The sequence below is a fragment of the Streptomyces sp. NBC_00442 genome, from assembly GCF_036014195.1.
In the GTDB taxonomy this organism is placed as follows: domain Bacteria; phylum Actinomycetota; class Actinomycetes; order Streptomycetales; family Streptomycetaceae; genus Streptomyces.
Map to the genome: position 1 here is coordinate 7616514 of NZ_CP107918.1, position 12389 is coordinate 7628902.

Here is a 12389-nt window from a genome sequence, read left to right on the forward strand (position 1 = left end):
CCGGCTCGACTGCCGACACCGGCCGGGTCCGCGATCGGGGCGGGGCAGGCATCGGCGATCCAAAGGCACAGTTTCTCAGCCGTCGGCCGCCATGGCCTCGAAGGTCTTCCGCATCATCCGGTCGATGACTCCCGGCCGTTCGTTCAGCGAATCGAAGAGGTCGGCCAACAGCCACAGCACAAAACCGTGCGCCAGGCCCTCCTCCGGCGCGATCGGCCCGAACCGGTCGCGCCACGCCACCGTGTCCATGCCCATCGCAGCAGCCATGAGGACACCGGTGACCATCGGAACCTGCGCCGGGTCGGCCATCTCGAAGGTGGGAAGCCTGCGGATCACAGCGGGGATCAGATCGCTCAGCGGATCGAGACGATCCTCGCCATCGGCCTGATCGGCGATGATGTATCCGGTCAGCACACCCACCAGAAAAACCGTGCCCCGGGACACCTCCTCACGTCCGTATGTCTCCACCGCGGCCTCGACGCGTTCCCGCGCCGACTGCCGGTCCTTGTCCGAGGTCCGCTTCTCCAGGACCCGGTACGCGTCCCACGCCGCGCGAACCGCCTCGTCCACCACTACGCCGTCACTGCTCATGGCACGACCGTAGGCGAGCAGCGCGCCGACCGGGAGCCACTTGCGGTCGTCGGTCCGCGACTGGGTGAGCGTCCTTCGCACCGGTCTCGGGGCCGTCCGTCAATGCGCGGTCCATCCACCGTCCAGGACGAGATTGGCGCCGGTCATGTACGAGGACCGGGGGGAGGCCAGGAACAGCGCTGCTTCCGCTGCTTCTTCCGGCGTACCGAGCCGCTTCAGCAGCGTGCGCTCCTCGAACTCGCGGCGTCGCGCCGCCGCGTCGCCCGTCGCGTCCAGGGCGACCTGCAACAGGGCGGTGAGAATGACGCCCGGACTCGTGGCGTTGACCCTGATCCCGTCCGCGGCGTGCTCCACCGCAAGGGCCCGGGTCAACTGGACGACGCCGGCCTTGGACGCGGAGTAGGCCGCCACGTTCTCGGAGCCGGTGAGCGCCAGTTCGGACGCCACGTTCACGATGACTCCGCCGTTCCCGAACCCTCGCATGGCGCCGATCGCGTGCTTCGCGCAGAGGAAGACGCCCTTCAGGTTCACGGACATCAGCGCGTCCCACTCCTCGCCGGTCGTCTCGAGCACGGGCTTGGAGAATTCGACGCCGGCGTTGTTGATCAGGACGTCAAGCCGGCCGAGCTCATCGGCGACCCGCTCGATCAGCGCGGCGACGTCGTCCTCCCGGCTCACGTCGGCGGTGACCGCCAGCGCACGTCCTCCGTCCTGCTCGATCAACGCGACCGTTTCGGCCAGCGGGCCGGCACGGTCACCGGCGGCGACGACAGAGGCGCCGTCCCGCGCGAGCCGTCGGGCCATGGCGCGGCCCAGCCCACTGCCGGCCCCGGTGATGACGACGGTCTTGCCCTCCAGCTGCATGCGGCCTCTCCCTCTGCTCGGTTCGGGTGACTTCCAGGGTCGCGAACACGGCGGTGGGACGCCTCCTCAGCCGTCCGCGCTCATCCCCACTCGCCCTGGTGCCGGCTGCGGGGCCCCGCGCTATCCCTGACCCGACTCGCGGGTGCCAAGCCTCTCTTCGGGCCCCGCCCGCAGGGACTTCGTGCCGTCGGTGGCAAGGAGTTCGTGCCGCCGGTTGACGGGACGATGGTCCCGGTCGGCAGGGTGAGCAGCGCTCGCTCGGCCAGCGGTTCGGTCGCCGATCCGTTCGGTGAGCCACTGACGGACGTAGTCCAGGGCCGCGGCGAAACAGCTGGATGCAGACCCCTCGAACGTCGCGTTGGCCGAAAGATCACGCCACTCGGCAGGTCTTCCTTCACAGTGGTGACCATGGTGACCCGAGTAGCCGTCCTGTCCGACATCCACGGAGTTCTGCCGGCCCTGGAGGCGGTGCTCGCCGAACCAGACGTCGGCACCGCCGATCGCATCGTGCTGACCGGCGACATCACCGCCGGCCCGCAACCGGCCCAGGTTCTCGACCTGCTGACCAGCCTCGGCGACCGCGTCGTCTGGATCAGCGGCAACGCCGACCGTGAACTCCTCGAATACCGCCGGGGGCAACGCGAAACGATCCCCGACCCGATCGCCCCCTGGGCAGCCGAACAGCTCCGCGAAGACCATCTGGACCTTCTCGGCTCGTTGCCACGGTCGCTCTCCCTGTCCGTGAAGGGCCTGGGGAAGGTGCTGTTCTGCCATGCCACGCCTCGCGACGACGAGGAGGTCGTCCTGGTCGACTCGCGCCTCGACCGCTGGGCTGACGTCCTCACCGGGCTCGACGACGACATTCGTACCGTGGTCTGCGGCCACACCCACATGCCGTTCGTCCGCCTCGCCCACGGCCGACTCGTGATCAACCCGGGCAGCATCCGTATGCCCTACGGACGAACCGGAGCACATTGGGCTCTCCTGGGACCGGGCGTCGAGCTCCGGACCACGGACTTCGACCTCTCAGCCGCAGCGGCCCGGCTCCGCCAGGGGTCGTCCTACCCCGACATCGCCGAATGGGCCGACTACTTCCTGTACGCGCGCGCGTCCGACGCCGACGCCCTCACGGCCTTCGGCCCCCGGGACGGGCGCGACCAGACCCCGTGACATTCCCCCCGGGCAGGGGGAGTTGAATACCGACCACGCGATCGATGACCGGGTCCAGCTGCGGCGCGAGGACGTACGGGACTTGGCGTCGCCCCACGCGTTCGACGCCGCCAACTCGGTCGGGGGCGTCCGGTACATCGTCCGGGACGAGATCGCCGCTCCTGTCGGTCCAGGGCCCGCACGAGCCCTTTGAACGCCCGCTGCCCGATGGCCGGACTGCACGCAGAAGGTCGTCATCGTCATCGTCATCGACGCCGATCGCGGGTGCACGCAGGACTGCTTCAGCACGCGGGAAACCGCCGTATTGGCCCACCAGCGCCCTGACCTTCCGGCTCGTCCCGTACACGAGGGCACGGGACGGGCTGGAAGGCTGCGGATTCAGCCTGCGGGACACGGCCGAGACGCTGTGGAATGACGTCCGGCACCGGCACCGGCTGCGCCGTCCGCCCAGTTCCCGTACCCCTCCATCGAACGCCGGACGTTTGCTGTCGGCTGTCGGCTACCGGCTGAGCGACTTGAGCGCTGCCGGGTCGTACGCCTTGAGCTCGTCGAAGCGGTTGCCGAGGACCTTCGCGGCCCACTGCGGGTCCTGGAGCAGCGCGCGGCCGACGGCGACCATGTCGAACTCGTCGCGTTCCATCCGGTCCAGGAGGTTGTTGATGTCTCCGAGATCCGCACCCTCGCCGGCGAAGGCGCGGAGGAAGTCACCGTCGAGGCCGACCGAGCCGACGGTGATGGCCGGCCGGCCGGTGAGCTTCTTGGTCCAGCCGGCCAGGTTGAGGTCCGAGCCCTCGAACTCGGGGACCCAGTAGCGCCGGGTGGAGGCGTGGAACGCGTCGACACCGGCGGCCGTCAGCGGGCTGAGGATCGCCTCCAGCTCCTCGGGGGTCTGAGCGAGGCGGGCATCGTAGGCCTCCTGCTTCCACTGCGAGTAGCGGAAGATCACCGGGAAGTCCGCCGCCACGCGTTCGCGGACCGCGGCCACGATTTCCGCGGCGAACTTCGTGCGGGCCACGGCGTCGCCGCCGTAGCCGTCGGTGCGGCGGTTGGTCCGCTCCCACAGGAACTGGTCGAGCAAGTAGCCGTGGGCGCCGTGCAGTTCGATCCCGTCGAAGCCGATCCGCTCGGCCTCGGCGGCCGCATCGGCGAACGCGCCGATGACGTCGTCGAGATCGGCGCGGGTCATCGCCTTGCCGGTCCCCTCGGTGCCGTCGACGCGGATGCCGGAGGGGCCCACGGCGGGCGCGTCGACGTACGGGGCCTCGCCGTGGTTGCGCACCATGCCTATGTGCCACAGCTGCGGCACGATGGTGCCGCCCGCCTCGTGCACGGCCGAGGCGACCTTCGCCCATCCCGCCAGCTGGTCCTCGCCGTGGAACCGCGGCACCCGGTCGCTCTGTCCCGCGGACTCGTGCCCGACGTACGTGCCCTCGGTGACGATCAGGCCCACCCCTGCTGCGGCCCGGCTCGCGTAGTACGCCTGGACATCCTCGCCAGGGACACCGCCGGGGGAGAACATCCGCGTCATCGGAGCCATCGCGATGCGGTTCGGGACGGTCAGGCCGTTCAGCGTGACGGGCCGCGACAGGATCTCTGCCGCACGGGAGGCGGTGGACGGGGTGAGGGTCATGAGGGTCCTCCGGGTTGAGGCTGTGGCTCGTCGCGGTGACAACGAGAAGTGCATAGTACACATCCTATGTATCATGCATATTGCGGCGTCCGGCTTCGCGCGGCGGACGAGGCGGCGCCGACCGCGGCCCGTCCCTGCGGGGTGCTGCGGGGGGCTGCGGTCGGCGTCGCGCGTATCCGCGATAATGGAGCGTCGGTAGGAGCGGGAGGCGACGTGCTGGAGAGACTGGAGCGGGAGCTGATGCTGCTCTCGCGGCATCAAGTGCTGGCGCTGCGCGAACGCGACCCCGAACGCCTGGATCGCTCTGCGTACCTGCTGCTCAGCCGGATCGACACCCAAGGCCCCATGTCCATCGGGCAGTTGGCCGACGCCTTCGGGCTCGACACCTCCACCGTGAACCGCCAGACGGCCGCTCTGCTGCGCTGCGGACTGGCCGAGCGCGTCGCGGACCCGGACGGCGGCATGGCCCGCAAGCTGCGCATCACGGAGCAAGGTGAACGCCGCCTCGCCGCGGATCGCGAAGCCAACCGCTCCTGCCTGGCCCGGGTGGTTGCCCACTGGTCCCCGGAGGAGGTGCGGGAGCTGGAGAACGTGCTGGTCCGCTTGAACCGCTGTGCCGAGTCCCTCGAAGGACGGCACTGGCCGCGCACGGAGCCGGACGAGGGCGATGATGCGTGCGCCGAACGCACCGCTCCGGCCCCGCAGTAGACCCTTCCTGGCGCGCCCGTCAGAACGTGTCGCGCCCGTAGGAACGTACCGAGAAGCTATTCGGCGCTGAGGCGGAACCACTCGGCCGCGGGCGGGCCGCCCGACCTCAAACGGGTCGCACCGTCCGAGGCCCGACGCACTCGGCGCCGTACGCCCGGACCCGTTCGCGCAGCGCACGGTCGGCGGTCACGACCGTGCAGTGCCGGTCGGCATGGGCGGCAGCCAGCTCCACGATGAGGTCGTCCCCGCTGCCGGCCGCGGACTCGACCCGCACGCCGGGCACCGACTCGACACCGCGCGCGGCCCCCTCGACGACGAGGATCACCTCCTCGTCGTCGTGCCGCCCGCCAAGGCGGTCCCGTAGCCGCTCGGCGGCCCCCTTGCGGTCCCGCCACCACCCGTCGGGCACCGATCCGACGACGTTCGCGGCATCGACGATCAGTACCGGACGCCCGCTCACGAGAGCTCCGTCGGCTCGACCCCGGCCTGCAGGCGGAGGCCCGTCAGGGTGAGATCCAGTGCGGAGCGGAACTGGTCGACGTCGTCGTGGCCCTCGAACTCGTCGACGATCTCGTGCACGAACGGGAAGTCGGCCGGGTCGAGCTCCCGCCAGGTCTGGGCGTAGCGGCCGAGGAATTCGTCACGGTTCACTACGCCGTCGAGGACCTCTTGGGGCGGCTCCTGGCCCAGGTCGACGGCTGAACCGACGACGACCCCGACGATCGCCGACACCGCGTGGAACCGCTGGCGGGGACTGAGGTTCAGGCGAAGGGTCTGCTGGCCGAGCCGCTCGTACAGGCGCAGGGTGTTGCCCTGGACGTCGGTGTTGCGCATGAAGTACGCACCCAGCCAGGGCCGGTCCATGATCGCGTCGAACAGGGCCAGGGACATCGCGCGGAGGTCGTCGATCGGGTCGTCGGTGCGCGCAAGCCCCTCGATGTCGGCCAGGGCCGCGCCCACGACGTGGTCGGTGGCGCGGTCCAGCAGTTCGTCCTTGCTCGCCACGTACCAGTAGATGCTCGCGACGCCGCCGCCGAGGCGCTGCGCGAGCGCACGGAAGGTCAGCGCCTGCGCCCCGGCCTCATCGAGCAGGGCCACCGCCTCGGTGAGCACGGACTCCATCGAGTGCGAAGCCCGTCGGCGTCCTCCGCGGGAGCGCTCCTGCTGGTCGGCCATGGCTTCGTCCCTTCGTCCTTTGCATCGTATCGAACCTTGTTCTATCGTATCTCATCGTACGTCGTTCGATACCCGTACGACGTTCGATGCATTCGATCGGAAGGATCGCCATGACCACCGCACCGCCACCACCAACGACCTCACACACCTATCCGTCCCTGCGCGCGGCATGGATACCGCTGGCCGCCCTCTGCCTGGCCTTCTTCGTCGAGATGGTCGACAACACGCTGCTGTCGATCGCGCTGCCCACCATCGGCCGTGACCTCGGCAGTGGAACGACCGCGTTGCAGTGGGTCACGGGGGCCTATTCGCTGACGTTCGGAGGCCTGCTGCTCACCGCGGGATCGATGGCCGACCGGCTCGGACGCCGACGCGTGCTGCTGATCGGGCTCGCCGTGTTCGGTTCGCTGAGCCTGTGCGTCGTGCTCGTCACCACGGCCGGCGAGCTCATTGCCCTGCGGGCCGCACTCGGCGTAGCCGCCGCCGCGATGGCCCCGATCACGAACTCCCTGGTCTTCCGCCTGTTCGACGACAAAGCCCTGCGGATGCGCGCCATGACGGTGATGATCATCGTCGGCATGTCCGGCTTCGTCCTCGGGCCACTCCTGGGCGGTACCGCGCTGGCCCACGCACGGTGGGAGTGGCTGTTGGTCGTCAATGCCCCGATCGCGCTGATCGCCTGCATCGGCGTCCGCCTCGGTGTTCCGGCCGACCGGCCGCAGGACCTGACCAAGGACGCACTCGACCTGCCCGGCGCCGTCCTCAGCGTCGCGGCCATCGGGCTCGCCTGCTACTCACTGACCAGCGGAGTCGACAACGGCTGGCTGTCCGCGATCACCATCGCGTCGATCATCGGTGCCATCGCCGCCGGCGTCGCGTTCGTCCGGCACGAGCGCCGCAGCCCAGCGCCCATGCTGGACCTGAAGGTCTTCTCCAACGGCACCGTCCGCGGCGCCGCCATCGCGCAGATCGGCACGTCCATCGCGATGGCCAGCGTCATGTTCGGACTGATCCTGCACTTCCAGTACGCCTACGGTTGGAGCCCGATGCGGGCCGGTCTTGCCAACCTGCCGATCATCATGACGATGCTCGCGGCCACCCCCCTGTCCGAGTGGCTCGCACGCCGCTTCGGCCACCGCATCGCCTGCCTGGTGGGCGCGGCCTGCCTGGCCGGGGCGCTCGCGGGTCTCTCCTGGGGTGTCGACCACGGATACGCCGCCATCGCGGTGTGCATGGTGCTCATGACCGTGGGGCTGCGCACCGTCATGACGATCTGCGCGGTCGCCCTCGTCGACGCGATGCCGAGCAACCGCACCTCGATCGGCGCCGCCCTCAACGACACCGCCCAGGAGGTCGGTTCCAGCGTGGGTACCGCCGTGGTGGGCACCCTCATCGCCGCGCTCGTCACCACCCAGCTGCCCGCCGGCACCTGGAGCGGCGACCTGGTCGCGTCGTTCTTCCGCGGCGAACGGATCACCTATGCCCTCCTCGCCGTGGTCGTCGGCCTGATCGCGGCCGGTGGCGCGCTGAGTCTCACCAACTCGCACACCGTCGAGGAAGCGGCCGTCGAGGAGCCCGCGGTCGGAGAGCCGGTCTGACCGGGCGAGGACCCGGCGTTGCGCCGACGGTCGCCGACCGGTGTGCGCGATCCGTTCCCACCTCACCGTTCGCAGTACAGGAAGAGGTGCGGCTCCGGTTCGGCGTCGGGGCGGGACGGGGTGAACAACAGGCTCTCCTCGGACCGTACGGTCAGGCCCGCGTCGGTGACCAGGGCGACGAAGTCGTCGCGGGCAAAGCTCGTCGCGCGAACCGGATGGTCCATGAAGACGAACTCGGCTCCTTCGACGTCCACGGGAACGGTCGCCAGGACCATGCGGCCGCCGGGCTTCACGGTACGGGCCAGCCGAGTCACGAGACTCACCTGTTCCTCGCGCGACATCTGCAGCAGAGCGAAGTAGACGCACACGGCGTCGAACGAAGAGTCGCTCAGCGCAACGGCACGGATGTCCCCGCAGCGGAACTCGGCGTCGGGCACCTGACGGGTGGCGAGATCGACCATGACGGGGGAGATGTCGATGCCGAGCACACTGTGCCCGGCGGAAGAGAGCGTTTCCGCGGTGGGCCGGCCCGTACCGCTGCCGACATCCAGCACTCGGCTGCCGGGAACAAGCTCGTCGAGAAGCCACCGCAACGAAGCGTGGTGTGCCTCGGAAGCGGCGAACGCCTCTTCGTACGCGATGCCCAGCGCATCGAACAGCGCCTGGGCGGGCTGGAGCGGGGTGCGGTCCTCGTCGGGCACGTTCGGGTCCTCCGGTCTGTCGGTCACCAAGCACCGACTCACTGTCCTTGCCGTACATGATCCCCGCCCTCGGCCCTTTCCGACAGGGCGGCTGCCGTCGGCTGCGCGGGTCAACGCGGTTCCCGGGGGCCGGAGTTGCGCAATTACCTCCGGGGGCATCGCCGTTCGTGACCGTCTCCGGCTACGTTCACGGGCATCGCCTGCACCGGAGCACACCGGCCCACGTCCGAAAACGCCGGCACGCGCCGGAACGCAGCGAAACACATCCGCGCCCGAAGGAGCCCTGCGATGTCCGCCTACGGCTTTGCCCATCTGCGCAGCCGCCGAAATCATCCCGATGTCATCGAATATCTTCAGCGCATTCAGGCAACCCTCGATCCCTTTGCCGGTCGCTTCGTCATTCACGGTCCGCCGACGGAAGTGGTGGAGGGGGCGTGGCCCGGCAGCATGGTGCTCATCGAGTTCCCCGGCCTGGATGAAGCCCGCGCCTGGTACGGATCCCCGGCGTACCAGGCCATCGTGCACCTGCGCACCGATCACATCGAGGGTGACCTGGTCCTGATCGAGGGCGTCGCGCCGGCCTACGATCCGGCCGTCCGGGCGCGCACGTTGCAGGCGGGGTAACGGTGCCGGCGTCTGCCCGCCCGGGGACGCGGTACCGCAGATGTGTCCGCATTCTCTAGGGGCCCGTGGGGGTCTCCGTACGGTACGAGTGGCCGAGTTCGTGGCCCAGACCGAAGTAGTGGCGGAAGTTGTAGATGAGCGGGCTCCAAGCGGCAGGGTCGATGTGCTCGGTGCCGGGAACGACGATCCGGGCATCGGCATGCACCCTGCGCACGGTCGCCTCGACGATGACGAACGCGCCCCGCACGTCCGGCCGCACGCGCTCGGCGCAGGCCTCCAGCTGGATCGGGCAGCCGGCGACACGCGGTGGCCGTACGAGATCGGATGGCTGCATGGCCAGGCCGGCCGCGCCGAACTTGTCCGGCTCGAACCGGCAGCCGTCGGGCTTGGTCGAGGGCACCGGGGTACGGCCCGTGAGCGGCGCCAGACGTTCCACCGCGTGCCATTGCGCGGGGGCGGGCAGGTTGACGACCACGTCGGGGCGAGCGGCGAGGTTGTGCGCGGTCTGGCCGTCACGGCCCAGCCCGATGACGACGGTCCGGCCAAGGGCCCAAGCCGAGGAGATCGGGGCGAGGTTGAACGTCCCGTCCTGGTTCTCCGTACTCAGGAGCACCACCGGAGTGCCGAAGTACAGGATGCTCGGCTCGATCTTCAGGTGGGTGACGGGTGCGACCGGGCGAAGGGTCTCGGGGCGTGCGGTGTCCATGGCGTGGACCCTAGGGGCCGGTTGTTTCGATGGAGGCCGAAGTGTCGGCGGGGGACACTGGGCGGTATGGACACGCGGAACGCAGATGCGAGGAACGCCCGCACGCGCAATGCCCGCACACGGAACGCCCACCCGTGGAACGCGGGAGGCAGCGGCCCCGAGCTCGCTTCCGTGGCGAAGCTCTTGGCAGACGGCACACGGGCGCGCTTCTGCATGGCGCTGCTCGACGGACGGGCCTGGACGGCTTCGGAGCTGGCGCGTCACGCCGGCGTGGCTCCGTCCACCGCGACCGGCCACCTGAACGCGCTCGTACGCGGCAACGTTCTGGCCGAGGAGCGTCAGGGCCGTCACCGGTACGTGCGTCTGGCCGGCCCGCAGGTGGCCGAGCTGATCGAGGGCCTCGCCGCGATGGCCCCGGAACGCCCTCCGGTCGTGCGATCCCTGTCCGGGGCAGGCCGTGGGCAGGCGCTCGCTCATGCCCGCACCTGCTACGACCACCTCGCCGGGGTCCTCGGCGTCGCCATCACCGACGCCATGATCGACCGGCGTCTGCTTGACACGGAGCACGGGCTCTCCCTGACCGGCGCCGGGGCCGCCTGGCTGGCGGAACTCGGCATCACCATTCCGGCCGGCACGCGTCGACCGGCGGTGCGCTCCTGTCTGGACTGGACCGAACGGCGACCGCACCTGGCCGGCGCGGTAGGTGCCGCACTGTGCCACTACGCGTTCGACACGGGCTGGATCACCCCCATCGGCACCACGCGCGCCATGGCCGTGACCCCGCTGGGCCAGGCAGCGCTGCGTCACCACCTCCGCCTGTCTGCCGATGTCCTCTCGCCCCGAGGGGAAGCCGGCGGAGATCCCCGCGGCGCCTGAGCGCGGGCAGGGTGCTCCGCCCGGGACCCGCAGACCGAGCCGGGCGGGACCAAGGTCCCCCGACGGCGGGACCGTGACCGGCTCGATGACCGATGTCCGCACGGAGCTCCCGGCGGTGCAATGGAGTGTGCCGAGTCCGTGGCAGAGGCCGGACGCGGTGGATCACCGGCTGCTGGAAGAAGGGTGGAAGCATCCCATGCTCGTCATCGAATCGCGCGCGGCAGACCTTGCCGAGGCCCGCAGCGCCACCGCCGGCTATGTACGCCGTGCCTGCCCGTGGGCCGACCAGGACGCCGTCGTGCTCGTGATCAGCGAGCTGGTCGGCAACGCGGTGCGACACACGGAACGAGGGGACTGGCACTTGTCTCTTCGCATCCAGGACGCGGTCCTGACCGCCGACGTGCAGGACACCAGCCCCGCACTTCCCGCCCCGCGCCGTCCCGACCTCGCCGAAGGAGGGGGTATGGGATGGCACATCGCTGAAGATCTCACCTCCAAGCTCACCGTTCTGTCCCACCCGGACGGCAAGACCGTCCGAGCGGAGTGGCACGCCCCCGACTGCGCACCGCCCAGCCGTTCGGACGGCAGCAGGACAGCCCACCTGGCAGGCTGCTGACGACGTTGGGGGAAATCGGGGTGGTGTGCCGGCCTGATGGACCCGCGAGCGGGTGATCAGCAGGTGGGGTGCCGAGCGAGCACGAGCGGGTGGTCCGGCGGCCGTTCGGTAGCACCCTCGTCGGGGAAGGCAGGCTGGTGGTGGCAACACCAGGATCAGCACACACTCCCGGGAGTCGCACCCACGCCACCAGAATTGCGGCTATGAACCAGCGCACCATCTTGATCACCGGCGCGACCCAAGGGCTGGGCCGCGGTATCGCACTCGACCTTGCCGCTCGCGGCGACACTGTCCTGCTCCACGGTCGCGACCGCACCCGCCTCGATGCGGTTGCAGCCGAGGTCCGTGCCACCGCCCCGGACGCCACGGTCCGCACCTACCTCGCGGATCTGGCCGACCTCGACCACGTGCGCACGATGGCCGCCCGAGTGCGTGCGGCGGAGCCCCGGCTCGACGTACTGGTCAACAACGCGGTTGCCGGTGGCGGCTCCGAACCCTTGCGGCGGGAGCTGAGCAGGCAGGGGCACGAGCTGCGGTTCGCCGTGAACCACCTCGCCCCGTACGCTCTCACCCGCGCTCTGCTGCCGCTTCTCACGGCATCCGCGCCCGCCCGCGTGGTGAACGTGGCCTCGATCGGACAGGACACCATCGACTTCGACGACATCATGCTGGAGCAGGGCTACGAGGGACTGCGCGCCTACTGCAGGAGCAAGCTCGCGATGATCATGGCGAGCTTCGAGCTGGCCGCTGAAATCGGCGGCACCGGCGTCACTGTGAACACCCTCCACCCGGCCCATCTGATGGACACCAACGGCGTACGCGAGTACGGCCTCACCCCGGCGACAAGCATCGATGAGGGTGTACGGCCGACCGTGCGGCTGATCACCGACCCGGATCTGGAAGCCACTACCGGCCGTTACTTCGACCAGTTCACGGACACTCGCGCGCACGAGCAGGCATACGACCCCGAGGCCCGCCGGCGACTCATGGAACTGACCCACGCTCTGATCGGCCAGCCCGAACTGGGGTCGTGACCTTACGGCCGTAATCGGCTGCTGGTCACCCTGTCCATTTGCGTCACCGAGTGCCGCACGCGGTCCTCGCCGAGCTCTTCGGCGTGGCGTGGACC

The 12389-nt window shown here is 69.9% G+C and carries 14 protein-coding genes; 7 read left to right on the forward strand and 7 right to left on the reverse strand.

Annotated elements, in window-relative coordinates; genetic code table 11:
- Positions 1-75: 75 nt before the first annotated feature.
- Positions 76-591 carry a hypothetical protein gene (locus tag OG432_RS34385; RefSeq protein ID WP_328314869.1) on the reverse strand — a complete coding sequence of 172 codons (516 nt, stop codon included), beginning with the start codon at positions 589-591 and terminating at the stop codon, positions 76-78.
- 99 nt (positions 592-690) lie between these two features.
- Positions 691-1455, reverse strand: a complete 765-nt coding sequence (locus tag OG432_RS34390) for an SDR family NAD(P)-dependent oxidoreductase (protein ID WP_328314870.1) — start codon at positions 1453-1455, stop codon at positions 691-693.
- Positions 1456-1863: 408 nt separating this feature from the next.
- On the opposite strand from OG432_RS34390, the gene OG432_RS34395 reads away from it, so the two are divergent.
- Complete coding sequence (locus tag OG432_RS34395; protein WP_328314871.1) at positions 1864-2625, forward strand: metallophosphoesterase family protein; 762 nt, start codon at positions 1864-1866, stop codon at positions 2623-2625.
- A gap of 499 nt (positions 2626-3124) precedes the next feature.
- Here the strand turns inward: OG432_RS34395 and OG432_RS34400 are convergent, their stop codons facing one another.
- Positions 3125-4255 carry an NADH:flavin oxidoreductase gene (locus OG432_RS34400; protein ID WP_328314872.1) on the reverse strand — a complete coding sequence of 377 codons (1131 nt, stop codon included), beginning with the start codon at positions 4253-4255 and terminating at the stop codon, positions 3125-3127.
- 240 nt (positions 4256-4495) lie between these two features.
- On the opposite strand from OG432_RS34400, the gene OG432_RS34405 reads away from it, so the two are divergent.
- Positions 4496-4963, forward strand: a complete 468-nt coding sequence (locus OG432_RS34405; RefSeq protein WP_328315365.1) for a MarR family winged helix-turn-helix transcriptional regulator — start codon at positions 4496-4498, stop codon at positions 4961-4963.
- 106 nt (positions 4964-5069) lie between these two features.
- On the opposite strand, the gene OG432_RS34410 is transcribed toward OG432_RS34405, so the two are convergent.
- Complete coding sequence (locus OG432_RS34410; RefSeq protein ID WP_328314873.1) at positions 5070-5423, reverse strand: NTP pyrophosphohydrolase; 354 nt, start codon at positions 5421-5423, stop codon at positions 5070-5072.
- Entirely contained in the window at positions 5420-6085 is a 666-nt protein-coding gene (locus OG432_RS34415; protein ID WP_328315366.1) for a TetR/AcrR family transcriptional regulator, read from the reverse strand. Before OG432_RS34415 ends, OG432_RS34410 begins: the two co-directional genes overlap by 4 nt.
- 164 nt (positions 6086-6249) lie before the next feature.
- On the opposite strand from OG432_RS34415, the gene OG432_RS34420 reads away from it, so the two are divergent.
- Complete coding sequence (locus OG432_RS34420) at positions 6250-7737, forward strand: MFS transporter (RefSeq protein ID WP_328314874.1); 1488 nt, start codon at positions 6250-6252, stop codon at positions 7735-7737.
- A 62-nt stretch (positions 7738-7799) separates the two neighbouring features.
- Here OG432_RS34420 and OG432_RS34425 read toward each other — a convergent pair whose 3' ends face one another.
- Positions 7800-8465, reverse strand: a complete 666-nt coding sequence (locus tag OG432_RS34425; RefSeq protein WP_328314875.1) for a class I SAM-dependent methyltransferase — start codon at positions 8463-8465, stop codon at positions 7800-7802.
- 261 nt (positions 8466-8726) lie between these two features.
- Between OG432_RS34425 and OG432_RS34430 the strand changes: the two genes are divergently transcribed.
- Positions 8727-9062 (forward strand): DUF1330 domain-containing protein, encoded by a 336-nt coding sequence (locus tag OG432_RS34430; protein WP_328314876.1) that lies wholly within the window; start codon positions 8727-8729, stop codon positions 9060-9062.
- A 55-nt stretch (positions 9063-9117) separates the two neighbouring features.
- Here the strand turns inward: OG432_RS34430 and OG432_RS34435 are convergent, their stop codons facing one another.
- Positions 9118-9768 (reverse strand): flavin reductase family protein, encoded by a 651-nt coding sequence (locus OG432_RS34435; RefSeq protein ID WP_328314877.1) that lies wholly within the window; start codon positions 9766-9768, stop codon positions 9118-9120.
- Between the two features lie 66 nt (positions 9769-9834).
- Between OG432_RS34435 and OG432_RS34440 the strand changes: the two genes are divergently transcribed.
- The 3 genes from OG432_RS34440 (at position 9835) to OG432_RS34450 (ending at position 12294) form a co-directional block, all read left to right on the forward strand.
- Positions 9835-10644: an ArsR/SmtB family transcription factor gene (locus OG432_RS34440; protein WP_328314878.1), complete on the forward strand. Its 810-nt coding sequence runs from the start codon at positions 9835-9837 to the stop codon at positions 10642-10644.
- Positions 10645-10840: 196 nt separating this feature from the next.
- The gene (locus OG432_RS34445; protein ID WP_328314879.1) at positions 10841-11260 is read left to right on the forward strand and encodes an ATP-binding protein; all 420 of its coding nucleotides are present in this window, start codon (positions 10841-10843) and stop codon (positions 11258-11260) included.
- Positions 11261-11463: 203 nt separating this feature from the next.
- A complete protein-coding gene (locus OG432_RS34450; protein WP_328314880.1) occupies positions 11464-12294 on the forward strand; it encodes an SDR family NAD(P)-dependent oxidoreductase in 831 nt (276 codons plus the stop codon).
- The last annotated feature ends 95 nt before the right edge of the window (positions 12295-12389 follow it).